This window comes from Corynebacterium macclintockiae (genome assembly GCF_027570165.1).
Classification (GTDB): domain Bacteria; phylum Actinomycetota; class Actinomycetes; order Mycobacteriales; family Mycobacteriaceae; genus Corynebacterium; species Corynebacterium macclintockiae.
This window is the reverse complement of the sequence record NZ_JAKMUV010000006.1, coordinates 15,120-31,597: the sequence shown is the minus strand read 5'-3', so window position 1 is coordinate 31,597 and position 16,478 is coordinate 15,120. Positions and strand designations below refer to the sequence as shown.

Genomic DNA, 16,478 nt, shown 5'->3' with positions numbered 1-16,478 from the left:
CCATGTCTAGATTCCCCCGCGCCTTCGCGGCGTTTGGTGTGTCTACTGCGCTCTGCGCTCTTTCTGCCCTTCCAGTCGCTCCGGTTGTTGCTGCTCCTCTTTCGGACGCCAACTCAAACCCCGCCGCCCAAGCGGAGAAGTCGCGGCCAATCACAACGCCTGACCCCTCCGGACCCGATGCGCACGAGGATTCCACCTGGGCGAACCCTCTGGCCCGCTCGACGGATCCGAAGCAGGATGTCCGCCTGGAGATCACCGACATCGCGCCCGCCGAAGCGCCCCCCGAAGCCCACGGCGCACAGGCCCAAGACCCCGCAGCGTCCCAGACCTATACCCTCCGCATCCGCAATGATCGCCCGCGCGCCCTGAGCAACCTCTCTCTCACTCTGTACTATCGCACCGCCGCAACGGCGGCCGAGGTGCGCGTCGCGCAGATCGCTAACCAGGGGGAATACGCCCTCCGCAGTGAGCCTTTGCAGCTCGACGGCATCCTCGGCCCAGGCGAATCGCGCGAGGTGCAAGTCACGCTACCGCTGGGTGCGGACTCTGGTGCCGCCCCTGGCACGGCCGCTTCTCCTGACGCCCCTTCGGCTCAATCCCTAACCATTCCCGCCAATGCCTTTAAGGAACCCGGCGCTTATCCCCTGTTGTTTAGCCTGAGCGGCCAAGATACGAACCCGGAGGATGCGGGGCAGTCCGGCGTGCAGTACCTGGCGGTAACGCGAACTACGTTGACCGTGGGGGCGTCCGAAAGAAAAGAAGAACAACCCAGCACCCCAGTAACGGTGCTTTATCCGCTGGCTGGGCAGACCTATATGGCTCCTGGGCAGACGGGCGATGCGCCCAAGCGGCGACCCGCCTTCCTGACGAAGGACCAGCTGGCGAAAGAGGTTGCCGACGGCGGCAGGCTGCGCGGACTGCTGGATGCGTACCGCGAGGCCAAATCGAAGAAGCTGAAGCAGGCAACGTGCATTGCGATCGACCCGGAGCTGCTGGATACCGTCAATAGGCTGGCCGAGGGTTACCTCGTGGGGGACAGGACCCCCGACCCGGTCGAGGAACCCAAACGGCTGCGCGACTCGTGGGACGAGATCCTCGGGGGCAAGGAACCAGACGCGCAGCACAAGCCGGGCAACGCGGACGCCAAGCGGTGGGTCGATGACCTGCGAGAAGTCGTGCAGAACAACTGCTCGGTGGCGCTGCCGTACGCGGGTGCGGATATCAACGCGCTGGCGCAAGTCGACTCTGATTGGCTGCGGGTGCGCGCGCTGGGGATGGGGCCCAGCGTGATCCAACGGATCCTCCGCGTGGTGCCGATGCAGAACGTCGTGGTTCCCGATTCCGGCTATGTTTCCCCGGAGGCGCAGAAGGTTCTGGCGGCGGGGGTCACCAAGTCCCCGGACAAGGCGCAGCCGGTGGAGGCCGACGCATCGCAGCGCTTCGAGCAGACTGTGCAGGGCGAACCGGCGATTCCGCAGGCTGGACATGTGACGGCTCTGGTGGCGGACAACACCGTGACCGTAGAACGCCCGGCCGCTTCCCCGACCGACGCGCAGCACGGCGCGACCCCCAACCCCAGCCCCAGCCCGAGCGATGAAGAGTGGAACCAGCGCCTGGTGAACCTGCCGACCTCACCCGGCGCACAGGGCACAACCGCGACGGCACTGCAGTATTCCGCGGACCTCGGCACCGTGCTCAAGGCCACCGGCGAGGACCCGGAAGTTTCCGCATATTCCAACCCTGAGCTGCGCTTTAACCTCGAAGAGGATAGTTCGGCAGCGCGTATGGCCACCGCGCAGGCAGTGCTGAACCTAGAGCTCGATTCCGGCCGACCCACCCTGGCCGTCCCGCCCGCGGCGTGGTCTGTCAACAAGTCCCAGGCCGCCAGCTTCCTGCAGACCATCAGCCAGCGCCTGGATGACAGCTCTGCCCGCCCCGCCCCGCTGTCCGAGGCTGTGCAGCCCCGCGGGATCGACCTCCCCGACGCGGCTGCCGGCACCACCCAGTTGCCATATTCAGACCCTGGGGCGTATTCCACCCCGTATCTCGGCGCACTGACCGACGCTGCACGTGACCTGCGGCAACTCACCTTGTTTATGCACAACGATGGCACTATCGCGCTGACCCGCGAGGGCTTCACTAGCCCTTTGTTCGCCGACCTCCTGCGCGGCGTATCGTCCTATCGCAAGCGCGACCACGGCCATTCCAGCATCCTGCGTGAGGAACTCCGCAACAGGGTCTCCCGGGTGGAGCAGGTCACCACGCAACTGCGCCGCTCTATCAGCCTGTTGCCGCCCGGCAACGTCTTCACGCGCACCTCCGATTCCTCGCCGTTGTTGGTCGTCGCCCGCAACGGTCTGCCCCTGCCGGTGACTGCGGTTGTTGGTTATTCTTCTGACGCCGACACCGACGTCACCGTCCACACGGACTCCGCGGACTCGTCGACGATCCCGGCGAAGGGCTCCATCACCTGGTCCTTGACTACAGACATCGCGGATACGTCTAAGCAGGTCAACCTGTCTTTGTGGTTGGCCACCGCCAACCACGATGGTGCGGGGGATCTGCAGGACGGAACCCGCATCTCCGACCCGGTAGAGCTGCGCGTGCAGTCCGTACCGGGACTGTCGGCACGAGGGTTGGCGATCATCGCGGCCGTTCTGCTGGGCATCGGCGCGGCGGGCAAGATGTTGTGGGATCGGCGCGGTGGGCGTAGCTCCCGGAGCGCGAAGGCTAAACCCCTGAAGGCTGAACCCCTGAAGGCCGTTCCGTGGCCCGTGGACGAGAATCAAAACTAGACACGCCCAGTGCTCCGTTAGGCAATGCACGCCTGGTGAACAAAGATGGAGTGGTGACTTCTGAGCAAGAGAGGGAAGACCTACCGGCTGGCCCTTCGGTCGGGCAGCGCGGACGTTTCCGCGCCACCCAACCGCCCGCGCTAGCGCCGAAGAAAGACCGCGCCACGGCTGGAATGCCGACGGACGGGGACGGGGCGTCCCAAAGCTCCCCAGAGGTACCCCCGACCTCCCGCGACGGTGTGCACGGCACCGCAGCGCCCGACACGGCCAGCGCGACAGCAGCCAACACAGCGGTGGCCAGCACAGCGGTGGCCAACAGAGCGAGCGCCGACACGAGCGGCGCCGGCAACTCCAACAACAACAGCGCCAACGAGAGCAACGACGGCAAGCAGAGCGACGAGCAGATCGTGCGCGCCGGCGGCTCCATGGCGATTGCCACCCTGATCAGCCGCATCACGGGCTTCCTGCGCACGGTGTTCATCGCCTCCGCGCTGGGTGGCGCGGTGGCCAGTGCGTTCAACACGGCCAATACACTGCCGAACCTGGTGACGGAGCTGGTGCTCGGCGCCGTGCTGACCTCCCTGGTGGTGCCCGTGCTGGTGCGCGCCGAGAAGGAAGACGCGGACCGGGGCGAGGCCTTCATACGAAGACTTTTGACGCTCACGTTCTCGCTGACCGTCGTCATCACCCTGGTCTCCGTGGCGTGTGCCCCGCTGCTGGTGCGCATGAGCCTGGATTCCGAGGGTCACGTGAACATCGGCATGTCCACGGCCTTCGCCTACCTGGTGCTGCCGCAGATCATGTTCTACGCGATGTTTGCGGTGTTCATGGCGATCCTCAACACCAAGGGAGTGTTCAAGCCCGGCGCGTGGGCGCCCGTGGCCAACAACGTGGTCACGCTCGGGGTGTTGGGGCTGTACATGTTCCTGCCGCGGGATACGAAGCTGCAGCCCACCGACAACGTGACGATCACCGACCCGCACGTGCTGCTGCTGGGCCTGGGCACCACCGCGGGCGTGGTGATGCAGGCGTTGATCATGGTTCCCTACCTGCGCAAGGCCGGCATTAACCTGCGCCCGCTGTGGGGTATCGACGAGCGCCTGAAGTCCTTCGGCGGCATGGCCATCGCCATCGTGGTGTACGTGGCGATCTCCCAGGTCGGTTGGCTGCTGAACAACCGCATCGCCTCCGACACGTGGGAGGTCGCGCCGACTATCTACATGCAGGCCTGGCAGTTGCTGCAGATGCCTTATGGCGTGATCGGCGTGACGTTGCTGACGGCCGTTATGCCCCGCCTGTCCCGCAACGCCGCGGAGGGCGACGACAAGGCCGTGGTGCGCGACCTGACCGTCGCCTCCAAGCTGACGATGCTGGCGATGGTGCCGATCATCGTGTTCTTCACCTGCTTCGGCACCCTGATTTCCGCTGCACTGTTTGCCTACAAGGAGTTCTCCCTGGAGGACGCGAACGTGCTGGGCTGGACCATCAGCTTCTCCGCGTTCACCCTGATTCCCTATGCGCTGGTTCTGCTGCACCTGCGCGTGTTCTACGCCCGCGAGGAAGTCTGGACCCCCACCTTCATCATTGCCGGCATTACCGCCACGAAGCTGACCTTCGCCTACATCGCCCCGCTGATCGCCACCGAGCCGCGCCTGGTTGTGGTGCTGCTGGGTGCAGCGAATGGTCTGGGTTTTATGGCTGGCGCGATTATCGGCGACCGGCTGCTGCGGCGTTCCCTGGGTGACCTGCAGTTCCGCAAAGTGACGATGACGGTGCTGTGGGCACTGGGTTCTTCGCTGATCGGCGCGCTGATCGCGTGGCGAGTGGATGTGCTGCTGGTGAAGTTCGCTTTCCAGACCCCCGCCAACCCGTGGTTCGTCGTTCGCCTGTTGATCTCCGGTGTACTGTTCCTGGCCGTCACGGGGCTGATTCTGGTGCGCGCACCGTTGCCGGAGATCCAGACCTTGGTGGGCGCCCTGTCGCGCATTCCGGGTCTGTCGCGGGTTCTTCCTTCTCGACGCCCACTTCCCAGCGACGAACTTCCCAGCGAAGACGACCAGCCCCGTCGCCTGTCCGCCCAGGAGCTGGCTGCCCGCGAGGCAATTGCTCTGGACCACATGATGGCTGGTGTGGCGCTGCCGCCTTTGGCGGCGGGCGGGGTGCGCGGTCCGCGCTTGGTGCCGGGAGCTCCGCTGCTGGAAGGCCGCTATCGCCTGTTGGCCGACCACGGCGGTTGGTCCGCTGCCCGCTTCTGGCAGGGCCGCGAGCTGGCCACGGGCGACATTGTGGGTCTGACCATTATGGATCCGGTGGCCTACGCCCGCTCGCAGGTCGATCCGGGAGTTTCGGTACCCGTGAATGGTGCGTTGGTGGCGCGTGCGAAGGACGAGATGCTGCGCCGCTCCGCGAAGCTGAAGCAGTTTGATATCGCCGGTATGGCGCAGGTCAACCGCGTGATTGATTACGGCAACCTGGTCATCATCGTCTCCCGCTGGGTGCAGGGTTCGCCGCTGACGAAGGTCGCGGAGGGGCAGCCGGAGCCGTTGGCTGCGGCGTTCGCCGTAGCTTCCCTGGCGGACGCTGCCGCGACGGCGGAGGATAACGGCACCGCGCTGGGTCTGGATCACCGCGACCGTGTGCGCATCGGCACTGATGGCGCGGCCGTGTTGGCGTTCCCGGGCGTGCTGCCCAGCGATAGCACGGCCAAGGACGCGCGCGGCGTGGCCGTCGCGCTGCGACTGCTGCTGGAACACGTCCCCTACGAGGAGGTCCCGGAGGACCTCACCCGGATCTACAAGAAGATTCACGAGCTGGATGGCGAGAAGGTCGAGCCGGAGGGCCTGCGACTGGCAGCCCAGCGCCTGCGCGAGCTGAAGTCCGGCAAGCTGTCGATCCAGGAGGACGATACTCCGGATCCGAGCGCACGCTCCGGCTTTGGTGCCCAGGGCAACCGTCCGATCGGCATGGCGGCTGCGGCGGCAATCGCTTTCATCTCTGTCGTGATCGTGGCGGCACTTGTCGCGGCTGTGATCAGTGTGGTCGGCGGCGACCGGAAGGATTCTCCTCTGTCCCCGGATTCGCTGCGTCAGGGTGCCCAGGCGGTACGCGGGGTGGATCCGGCGAACGTGCCGATGGTCAAGCCTGCCGAGTGGCTGCCCGCGGACGTGGACTGGCCGCTGGATAGGCCGGACCTCGCACGGCTGATTACCGATGGGGATCCGCAGACCTTCTGGCAATCCAACCCGTCGGAGGTTCAGCTGGGTGGCGAGCCCGGCACCACGAAGCCCGGTATTGGCCTTTTGATGACGCTGCCTCAAGGCACCGCCCTGTCACAGGTTCAGCTCCGCGGTCTGACCCGTGGAACCACCCTGGAACTGCGCTTGGCGAAGGCCGATAACAACGGCCGACTGACCTCACTGGACCAGACTCAGCTGCTGAAGGAGGTCAAGGCGGATTCCGAGGACATGACCGTGGATCTGGCGGGCACCGGAAACTCTGGCTGGGGTGCTCCGGCGGCGCCCCGTGGTGGGGAAGCGGGCTCTGCTATCCCGGAGGCCAACGGGGAGGATGCAGAAAGCGCCAGGGAAAAGGGCATTTACGATACCGACAAGGTCAGCGCTGCCAAGGGCGATCGACTTCTGATCTGGATCACCGGTTTGCCGGTGCCCAAGTCCGCCACGCTGGCTGAGGTCTCCGCAACCGGCAACTGGGCCTCCCGGGTGGATAGTGGTGACGGAAGCACGGACGCCACCGACACGGATGCCCCAGACACGGATGCCACCAGCTCAAACAACACCACGAAACCGGAAAATTCCAGCAACGCTCCGTCCCCGCAGCGCAACCAGCCGGGCCAACCTGGCCAGCGCATTCAGCCGGGCCAGCCCGCGCAACCCGCACAGCCTGCACAACCCGGCCAGCCGGGCCAGCAGCTGCAGCCCATCCGCTAGCTCCCGGAGCTCATAGCGCATCACGGCGCCTGCCTCAACTGTGAAGTTCACATTGAGGCAGGCGCCGTTGCCAGTTATCCACAGCCTCAGCCTTTCGAACCCCCAAGTCACCCCGCAGTGAATAGAGTGTTGGGCACGGGGGCACAACCACCCCGGCTGAAAGATTTTGGGGGAAGAGGATGCAGGGGGCGTCAAGAATAAAAATGGGTAAGACACCAGCAACAATGCAGTCGGACCACGAGCTACTCCAGGGCCACAACGAGGGGCAACCCGGCGCGTTTCGGGAGCTGATCGATAGGCACCAGCGGACTCTGTGGTGGGCCCTGCGGCGCGTGAATGTGCCGGAGGCGCACCAGATGGATGTCTACCAAGAAGGTTTGCTGCGGGTGCACCGTTTTGCCGCACGCTTCAACGGCGATCGCTCAGCCAGCGTGGGCACGTGGATGGCGGTGATTATGCGCAACGCCGCGATCTCTTACATGCAGCGCTATAGCCGCGAAGCGCAGCCGGGGCGCGAGGATTTCAGCGAACGCACTCGCACCCTGCCGGCCGTGGGGATGCGCGAGGAAGCAACGGTCGCGCGGCTGGATGTGCACCGTAGCCTGCGGCAACTTACGCCCGAGATGCGGGACGTGATGGTGCTGACCGAGATCCGAGGGATGAGCGAGGCCGCGGTCGCCGAACAGTTAGGCATTCCGGTGGGCACCGTGAAGTCACGGAAGAACCGAGCCAGGCGAATCATGTGCCAGCATCTCGGCGGGGCAGAGGAATACGGCGTGGCCGTAGCCGGTTAGACTGGGGTGAACTACATCCTCGACCTCAAAGGACAGACATGAATCAACCATTCCTGCAGGCCAGTGGCATTCTCAATAGCAATTCGGAGAATTCTCCCGGTGCGGAGGGCGACCAGGGCAATAGCGAAGCTGGCAAGGTTCACGATGTCATCATCATCGGCTCTGGCCCGGCCGGCTACACCGCTGCCGTCTACGCGGCGCGCGCCGAGCTAAACCCGCTGGTCTTTGAGGGTATCGAATATGGCGGACTGCTGATGCAGACCACCGAGGTAGAGAACTTCCCCGGTTTCCAAAAGGGCATCATGGGCCCGGACCTGATGGAGGAGATGCGGGCCCAGGCAGAGCGCTTCGGCGCTGACCTGCGCCAGGAGGAAGTGGAAAAGGTCGACCTCTCCGGCGAGATCAAGAAGGTGTGGGTTTACGGTGAGGAATACCAGGCCCGGGCAGTGATCCTGGCCACCGGTGCTGCCCCCCGTTATCTGCACGTCCCCGGCGAGCAGGAGATGCTGGGCCGCGGCGTATCCGCCTGTGCAACGTGTGATGGGTTCTTCTTCAAGGAGAAGCAGATCGCCGTCGTCGGTGGTGGCGATTCCGCGATGGAGGAGGCCGACTTCCTAACGAAGTTCGGCGAGACCGTCACCATCATTCATCGTCGCGACGAGTTCCGCGCCTCCAAGATCATGGAGGAGCGCGCCCGTAACAACCCGAAGATCAAGTTCCTGACCAACGCAAAGGTCGTCGAGGTCAAGGGCGACAAGTCCGTGGAGACCCTGGTGGTCGAAGACACGCAGACCGGCGAGCGCAAGGATGTCCCGATGGATGCAATGTTCGTAGCCATCGGCCATGACCCGCGCACTGCCATCTTTGAGGGGCAGGTTGAACTACAGGACAACGGGTATGTGAAGGTCGATGAGCCCTCCACCCGCACCAGCCTGCCCGGCGTATTTGCCGCGGGCGACCTGGTTGACTCTCACTATCAGCAGGCCATCACCGCCGCCGGCTCTGGCTGCCGCGCTGCGCTGGACGCCGAGGCTTACCTCGCCGCCCTGTAGCTGGTCGCGCTGCGCCCATTTGATCACCTTTAGGTAACTTTCGCCGTTCGGTCATAAGATATCTACCTGTTGCAGGGTAACCTCCAACCTAAGGAAAATAGCGCTCTAACCAGGAGGTTTATCTCCATCATGTCCGAGATCCTAAACGTTACCGAGGCAACCTTTAAGTCCGATGTCGTGGAATCCGCGCAGCCGGTTCTTGTCGACTTTTGGGCCGACTGGTGCCGCCCTTGCCTAGCTATGACGCCCATTCTCGACGAACTGGCAGCGGAATTCGATGGCAAGGCGACAATCGCCAAAGTGAACATCGATGACGAGCGCGTGCTGGGCGCCATGTTCCAAGTGATGTCTATCCCCGCCCTTATGGTTTTCAAGGACGGTAAGAAGGTCGCGGAGTTTAGCGGTGCACAGAGTAAGGACACGCTGAAGGCGGCCATCGAGCAGCAGCTGTAGAACACGCTTGACCAGCATCTAAAGCGGATTGGCGCAATTATCCCTAGAATTGCACCTATGGTTGACCCCCGTTGGCGTTAAGGGCGCCAGCGGTTCTGTGTCACCGCAAGACTTTGAAGAATTGGAGTGTTGAACCCAGTGGATCGTTTGTTTCTCCACGCCGGCGACCGTAGCCCGCGCGTCGCTGAGGTCCGTGGCACCTTGGCGCGCCTCGGGCTGCTCGAAGGGTACGAGGGAGACACCACCGGCAGTAAAGCGCAACGCTGGACCAGCGCCGAGGAGTTCTTCGATGACGAGCTGGTCGAGGCGCTGAAAGCTTTTCAGCAGCAGCGTGGCATCATCGCCGACGGAACCATCACTCCGGGCACTCTGCGAGCGCTGCGAGAGGCCTCCTACACGCTGGGGGCCCGTGTGTTGTCGCTGCAGAGCAATCAGTTCGTGGGGGATGACGTCGCGCAGCTGCAGACTCAGCTACACGACCTTGGCTTCTACACCAGCCGCGTGGACGGCCACTTCGGTCCCCGTACACACTCCGCTGTCGTTAACTACCAGCTGAACTACGGGCTGACGAACGACGGAGTTGTGGGTCCAGATACTCTGCGGGCGCTTTCTTACCTCGGTCGTCGGATTACTGGGGGATCCCCACAATCTATTCGTGAGAAGGAACAGATCCGTTCCGCGGGCCCACAGCTCACGGGTAAGCGAGTTGTCATCGACCCCGGCCTTGGCGGTTCGAGCAAGGGATACATCGTTGATGGACCCTACGGTCAAATCTCCGAGGAGGAGATTCTCTGGGATTTGGCTGGTCGCGTAGAGGGTCGCATGATTTCCGCGGGAATGGAAACTATCCTTTCCCGCCCACGATCGGCAAACCCCACTAATCAGGATCGCGCGAGTATTGCGAATGCTTTCGGCGCGGATGTGATGATCTCCCTGCGCACTGACATTTATCCGAACGCGAAAGCCAATGGCGCGGCCACCTTCTACTTCGGTTCTTTGACGGGGTACTCGTCCATGGTGGGTGAGAAGCTGTCCGGCTTCATTCAGCGTGAAATCGTCGCCCGAACCCCGCTACAGAACTGCTATAACCACGGCCAGACCTGGGATATTCTGCGGCTAACGAGCATGCCGACCGTCCAGGTTGTACCGGGTTACCTCACCAGCCCAAAGGATGTGCAGATCCTCAGCGATCCTGCGATGCGTGACACCATCGCCGAAGCGATCGTCGTAGCTGTGAAGCGCCTCTACCTGCTGGATAAGGATGTCCACGCGACCGGCACATTCAGCTTTGTGGAGCTGCTACAGGAAGAGCTTCCGCATAAGTAGGTTCCCAACAGGTCTGGAGGCCTGCTTTCCACCGATTACCGTGGATAGGCGCTCTGGACCATTAACCTGGACGTGGTCTTCCTCCGCAAAGTCTCCAAAGAGGGAATGCGAGCCACCGATTTCCAAGCGGTAACGGGGGAACGTGCTGTGGTTCCTGACTACCTTGAATCCCTCCGCCTCGAGGATGTCCTCCGAGAGCATCGGGGCGTAATCTAGAACATCCTCATCTGGATCCGGCGTCTCCGTACCTGCTTCCCATCCCCGGTAAGACTCGGGTACGTACTTCAGCGACTCCAAGGCGCTGTGCTCTTTGGGAGCCTTTTCTACTGCAGTATCGTCCACGGGATTGCTGGCGCTTAGGTCACGCGCCTCAAACGCGCCCGCGCCCTCCAGCTGGTGCATCAGTTCCTCATCAAGCTCCTCAACCCGCGCAAAGGACTCGATTGCCTTGATTCCGCGACGATGCGCCTCTGTAATGACCGTATCGATGAGCTGATGCTCCAGGTAGAGACCCATATACGGCAGCGCCACGTGAACGGTACTGAGGAGGATCGCGTCTGGCGATATAGGAGCCGTCGGCAACTTCTCGATTCCCTGCATATATCTAGCGGGTGCAAAGAATACCGTCGCAGCCGGCACTTTGCGCGTACCTGCATCTCCAGTCCCAACAAAAGCGGTGTAGCCACAGATACCCCACTCCATGAGGACCTTCTGCAACCAAATCTGCTTATCGAAACTTGGATCATCGCTACTTTGGTGCCCATTCCCGTATCCCGCCGGAAACTCCCAGAATGTCGAAGTAGAGGCGCTGGCTTCAATGTCCGCGGAGCACTGTGGGGTAATAGCCCGAATGCTTATATCCATAGTGCTCCTTTCTCTTTGTCTTCCTCGGTGAGTTAGTGGTGCTCTTCCTAGAGGGCCGCATCGCGGAACCGTTTACAAGCAGGAAACACCCTGGTCAACGGCGAGTCGTCACGGTGCGTCACCACTGGGCAGGGGAAAAGCTATTAGCGAAGTGGTATACGAGGTCAATGGTTCTGAAGCGGGCTCATCTACGGAAATCCTATAGGGCGGCGCTGTGCTCCGTGGCAAAACGGAGTAGTTCGAAAAAACAGACCCGATGTTTCACGTGAAACATCGGGCTCTTTTGAAGGTTCAGGGGACTCTAGTACTTGTCATCCACTCGACGGTTAATTGCACGGCCCGGGTGCTCCGGATGTTCGTCGGCGTAACCAGCAGCAATTACTAGCGCAATCGAGCGGTCGTCGCGAGCCTCCAAGCCGATTGCTTTCTTAACCCCGTCCTCGTTCCAACCCGTGGTTGGGGAGGTAGAGAGCCCTTGCTCCTGGGCAGCGAGAAGAAGGAAGCCCGCCACCAACATCGCATCGCGGATACCGATTTCTCGTAGCTTCGCAGCAGACGCCGAACCATTAAAGCCACGTACCTTCTCCGTTAGTTCAGCACCGAGGATTTCCTCTGCATCCTCGGGTACCACCTCCGAACGGCCGACAACGACGAAGACTACCGGCGCATCGAGGAACTGTTGCTGACCGGAAGCATCGAAGATTGCCTGCTTAACGGCTTGATCACGTACAACGACCAGGTCGCGCATCTGCGCGTTGAATGCACTCGGAGCCTCTAATGCGTTATTTACTATAAGATCCAGAGTTTCATCCGGGATCGGGGCATCTTTGTACTGGCGAGTGGCGCGTCGCTGCGCAATTGCCTCACTTACCGTCAAAGCCATGTTGAGTTATCTCCTCTATTTCTTCTTGACCTTTAGCAGCTCAATGATTCTGTCGAAATCATCGGGCCCGCCAAACTCAACAACGATCTTGCCCTTTTTCTTCCCCATCTGGACAGTTACCTTGGTATCCAAAGCGTCCGAAACCTTATCGACCCAAGTATTAACCTCGTCCGAAAGGGGATTGGAACCACGTTTAGGTGTTCGAGCAGCTGCGGAAGCTTCCTCACCGCGGTTCAAAAGGGTGACAGCTTCCTCCGTCGCACGAACGCTAAGTCCTTCGCTTACGATGCGCTGTGCCAATTTCTCCTGCGTGTCAGCTCCAAGCTTCAAACCAAGAAGCGCACGAGCATGGCCGGCGCTCAGCACACCTGCGCCGACCCTGCGCTGAACGGAAACAGGCAGCTGAAGCAAGCGAATCATGTTGGTGATTAGAGGGCGAGAACGACCGATCTTCTTCGCCAGTTGTTCCTGGGTAACACCGAATTCCTCCATCAATTGCTGGTAGGCGGCAGCTTCTTCCAAAGGATTCAGCTGAACTCGGTGGATATTCTCCAGCAATGCATCCCGCAACATTTCATCATCTGCTGTTTCGCGGACGATGGCAGGAATAGCCTCGAACCCAGCGCGGCCGGCCGCACGTAGACGCCTTTCACCCATGATGAGCTCGAAGGTAGATTCTTCATTCGGCGCACGACGCACAACGATAGGTTGCATGAGGCCGAACTCCTTGATGGAGTGAACCAGCTCTTCCAGGGCTTCCTCGTCAAACACTTCACGCGGCTGCTTAGCGTTTGTGCGAATGGCCTTAAGCGGGATCTCTTGATACGAAGCTCCGAAATCCGCGCCGTTTGTTTCACGTGAAACATTCGAGTCAGTACTAGCATTAACGGGTTCGTGTCCGGCGCTCCCGACAGCTGACTCAGTTGCCAGCGAGAATTTCGAATCGGAATCTGAAACGTCACTGTGATGTTTCGCGCCTATACCTGAGGTACCCCTAGAATTTCGGGATGTAACGCTATTTTCCGATTCCGCGGCCGCTTTGACGCTGTCGCGAGAGGAACCTACACTACCAACTGTCGATCGGTTACCGAGAACTATGTCGGCTGCACCATCGCCGAGTGACGGACGAGCCGGCCCCGTAGGAATCAGTGAAGCTAAGCCACGTCCCAAGCCTCCACGGCGCGCATTACCCACCGCACTAGGCGAAGGCATCTGTGGCTTTCGCGTTGTGGTCGGCATTCGGGTGGGACTCAGAGCCTTTTGAGCGTCAGAGGACTTATCAGTCTTTTCTGACGTCTTGCCGCGATTTTTGTTTGTCTTACCCACTATGAGGCACCTCCATCGTGTAGCTCAGGGGCGATTCCAATAGGTGCTGTTTCGGCGCTTGGCAGATAGTCCCCGCGCGCAGCGAACTCCTTAGCCGCGTCGTAGTACGCCAGGGCACCAGGGGCACCACCGTCGTATTGCAGAACCGTCATGTTATAGCTCGGGGCTTCGGAGACCTTCACGTTGCGGGGGATATGATTATCCAGCACGACAGAACCGAAGTGAGTGCGAACGTCATCACTCACATTCTGGGAAAGACGGGTGCGACCGTCGTACATGGTGAGCAGCACGCCGGAGATATGCAGATTCGGGTTCAAGTTCTCGCGGATCATTGCAATGTTGTCGATGAGCTGACTCACGCCTTCTAGTGCGTAGTACTCACACTGGATAGGGATGAGGACCTCGTCCACAGCCGCCATGGCATTGATCGTGAGCAGTCCCAGCGACGGCGGACAATCAATAAAGATGTAGTCGAAACCGTGTTCCTCAATCCATTCATCGCTAATAGCTTGTGACAGACGGTACTCGCGACGAACTTCGCTGACCAGGTTGATCTCAGCACCAGCAAGATCGATCGTCGCAGGGACGCAGAAGATATTGTCGTTCTTGTCGTTTGGCTGCATGACTTCATCCACGGTCATCTCCTTGAGCAAAACCTCGTAGGAGGATGGGGTACCCGCATGATGAACCGCGTTAAGCGCTGTCGATGCGTTACCTTGCGGATCCAGGTCGATGACTAGAACCTTCATGCCCAGCAACGACAGCGACCAAGCCAGGTTGACGGTAGAAGTCGTCTTACCTACGCCGCCCTTTTGGTTGGCAATAGTGATCTTCCTGCACTTTTTCGGCTTTGGAAGCTTGTCCCGGTTGGGGTTTTGCAAGCGGGCGGCCTGCTGTGCTGCACGGGCAATCGGTGTATCATCCATGTCGAATTTCGACATCTAAGTCCAATCTTGAGGTCGAAGTCCGATGTTTCACGTGAAACATCGGGGTGTACGTAAAGAATAATGCAGCGGGTCAGTGCCCACAACGAGAGCCAGGGTCACCCCTAACACCCGCGTAAGTCCATTTACTTAATGCGCGGAATGATAATGACGTGGGTTGGCTCCGCCACCTTAGACTCACCGACCATCTCGATGGTTCCATTCCCACCGCCGGCTTTTCGAATCTCCCTAGCATCCCGCTCAAGCTCTTCGGCCACAGAACCGCCCTTGAGCGCCTTCATCGAACCACCTACGCGCACGAGGGGAAGTGACCACTTCGCGAGCTTCCCCAGCGGCGCAACTGCACGGGAGGTAACCACATCAGCTCCACCCAATTGCTTAACGACTGCTGGTTCCTCAGCCCGTCCCCGTACCACCTCACAACCGAGTTCAAGTTGGTCATTGATCTCCGCCAAGAAGTTATAGCGACGGAGGAGGGGCTCCAATAGTTGGACATGCAAGTCAGGACGGGCGATTGCCAAAGGAATGCCCGGCAAACCTGCTCCGGAACCCACGTCGATCACTCGAGCGCCATCCTCGATAACTTCCCCAAGTACTGCAGAATTGAGTACGTGGCGCTCCCAAATGCGCGGCACTTCGCGCGGACCGAGGAGACCCCTTTCGATACCGGCAGTGGCTAGGAACTCTGCATATGCTCGCGCTAGTGGAAGACGGTCACCAAAGACTGCCTCGGCAGCAGCTGGCGGTTCACCCAGTTCGGAGCTCTGAAGGTTTGCATCATCCTGGTCTGGCATCTAGAAACTCCTCCAATAGCCTCGGAATCAAGCAATGTTTCACGTGAAACATTCGTAACCGTTTCACGTGAAACATCCAACGCTTATTACTCGATCCATTCTATAGGCACCGCAGCGAAACCCCGTACCCAGGAGCTCTCTTCTGGCACCTGCGAACATGGAGGCTCTGGACCGCTGCGGCATCCGAAGAATAACGACGATAGAAGATATAGGTACCGGGGGAGAGGGCGTCAATAAAACAAAAAGACCGCCACCACAACGGTGACGGTCCTTGGAATAGAAGACAGCTATTCGCCTGAGACGGCTAATGCTGCTACTGCTACTTCCGTTTCTTGCCCTTCTTCTTAGGGTTATCCGGGCGGGCACCAACCTTCGGTGCCGAAGTGCGCTTGGACGCGGCGATTGCTTCCTTCTCAGCCTCTTCCTCAGCGTCCATCTTCTTGTACAGGAAGTACTGCTGGAGGTAGGACCAGGTCATGTTAGTGACCATGTATAGCGCCAGACCAACCTGCCAAGCGAAGCCACCCAGCAAGTACAGAACAGGCATGAACCACAGCATCAGCTTCTGCATCATGTCCATCTGCATCTGCATCTGCTGGGCCTTCGGATCGTTCGCCTTAGCCGGGTTCGCCTTACGGCGCTGCGCCGCGCGATCCATCGACATGCGAGCAGAGAAGTGCATCAGAACAGATGCGATAAGCATCATTGGCACGACGACCAGGATGATGTTCGTACGCGTGAAATCAACAGATCCATCGGCGGAGAACGCACGGTAGTTCTGCGGATCCATCGAAATGAAGCCGGAAAGGGGAGTGCCGAAGATACGGGCGTCCAGGAAAGACTGAACCTCGTGCACCCCGAAGAAGTAGTTCGGGGTGTTTCGAGTCTCCTCAACCGACATCCCCAGCTGGCCGATGCCTTCACCAGTGCGGTTGAAGGAACGCAGCACGTGGAACAGGCCAAGGAAGATCGGCATCTGGACCAACATCGGCAAGCAGGAGGCCAGTGGGTTTACACCCATCTCCTTCTGCAGCTTGCGCATCTCGATGGCCAGCGTTTGGCGATCATTCTTGTACTTGCGTTGCAGCTCCTGCATTTTCGGCTGCATTTCTTGCATCTTGCGGCTGGAACGCAGCTGATTAGCCATCGGCTTCACCAACAGAATACGGATGGTGAACACGAGGAACATGATCGCTAGCGCCCACGTGATACCCGAATCCGGGCTAAGGACGTAGCTGAACAGCTTATGCCAGAACCACAAAACGCCCGACACTGGATAATAAATAAAATCCATGGCGAC

12 protein-coding genes are annotated in these 16,478 nt (G+C 60.5%); 6 read left to right on the top strand and 6 right to left on the bottom strand.

Annotated elements, in window-relative coordinates; all coding sequences use genetic code 11:
• The first annotated feature begins 2 nt into the window (after positions 1-2).
• The 6 genes from L8U58_RS06305 (at position 3) to L8U58_RS06280 (ending at position 10,367) form a co-directional block, all read left to right on the top strand.
• A complete protein-coding gene (locus tag L8U58_RS06305; protein ID WP_269954934.1) occupies positions 3-2,795 on the top strand; it encodes a hypothetical protein in 2,793 nt (930 codons plus the stop codon).
• 173 nt (positions 2,796-2,968) lie between these two features.
• The gene (locus tag L8U58_RS06300) at positions 2,969-6,742 is read left to right on the top strand and encodes a murein biosynthesis integral membrane protein MurJ (RefSeq protein ID WP_274706521.1); all 3,774 of its coding nucleotides are present in this window, start codon (positions 2,969-2,971) and stop codon (positions 6,740-6,742) included.
• Between the two features lie 203 nt (positions 6,743-6,945).
• The gene (locus L8U58_RS06295) at positions 6,946-7,536 is read left to right on the top strand and encodes an RNA polymerase sigma factor (protein ID WP_034966769.1); all 591 of its coding nucleotides are present in this window, start codon (positions 6,946-6,948) and stop codon (positions 7,534-7,536) included.
• A gap of 38 nt (positions 7,537-7,574) precedes the next feature.
• Positions 7,575-8,588 (top strand): thioredoxin-disulfide reductase, encoded by a 1,014-nt coding sequence (trxB, locus tag L8U58_RS06290; protein WP_034981360.1) that lies wholly within the window; start codon positions 7,575-7,577, stop codon positions 8,586-8,588.
• Between the two features lie 129 nt (positions 8,589-8,717).
• Entirely contained in the window at positions 8,718-9,041 is a 324-nt protein-coding gene (gene trxA, locus L8U58_RS06285; RefSeq protein ID WP_034975054.1) for a thioredoxin, read from the top strand.
• A 138-nt stretch (positions 9,042-9,179) separates the two neighbouring features.
• Entirely contained in the window at positions 9,180-10,367 is a 1,188-nt protein-coding gene (locus L8U58_RS06280; protein WP_269954932.1) for an N-acetylmuramoyl-L-alanine amidase, read from the top strand.
• On the opposite strand, the gene L8U58_RS06275 is transcribed toward L8U58_RS06280, so the two are convergent.
• The 6 genes from L8U58_RS06275 to yidC form a co-directional block, all read right to left on the bottom strand.
• Positions 10,341-11,231, bottom strand: coding sequence for a hypothetical protein (locus L8U58_RS06275; protein WP_269954931.1), 891 nt, complete (start codon positions 11,229-11,231; stop codon positions 10,341-10,343). The genes L8U58_RS06280 and L8U58_RS06275 overlap by 27 nt on opposite strands.
• 301 nt (positions 11,232-11,532) lie before the next feature.
• On the bottom strand, positions 11,533-12,114 hold the full coding sequence (locus L8U58_RS06270; RefSeq protein WP_034972665.1) for a nitroreductase family protein: 582 nt from the start codon (positions 12,112-12,114) through the stop codon (positions 11,533-11,535).
• Between the two features lie 15 nt (positions 12,115-12,129).
• Complete coding sequence (locus L8U58_RS06265) at positions 12,130-13,353, bottom strand: ParB/RepB/Spo0J family partition protein (protein WP_269954979.1); 1,224 nt, start codon at positions 13,351-13,353, stop codon at positions 12,130-12,132.
• 86 nt (positions 13,354-13,439) lie between these two features.
• Positions 13,440-14,381 carry a ParA family protein gene (locus tag L8U58_RS06260; RefSeq protein WP_034981369.1) on the bottom strand — a complete coding sequence of 314 codons (942 nt, stop codon included), beginning with the start codon at positions 14,379-14,381 and terminating at the stop codon, positions 13,440-13,442.
• Between the two features lie 128 nt (positions 14,382-14,509).
• On the bottom strand, positions 14,510-15,178 hold the full coding sequence (gene rsmG, locus L8U58_RS06255; protein ID WP_035006671.1) for a 16S rRNA (guanine(527)-N(7))-methyltransferase RsmG: 669 nt from the start codon (positions 15,176-15,178) through the stop codon (positions 14,510-14,512).
• Between the two features lie 319 nt (positions 15,179-15,497).
• Positions 15,498-16,472 (bottom strand): membrane protein insertase YidC, encoded by a 975-nt coding sequence (gene yidC / locus L8U58_RS06250; RefSeq protein WP_034966598.1) that lies wholly within the window; start codon positions 16,470-16,472, stop codon positions 15,498-15,500.
• Positions 16,473-16,478: the final 6 nt, after the last annotated feature.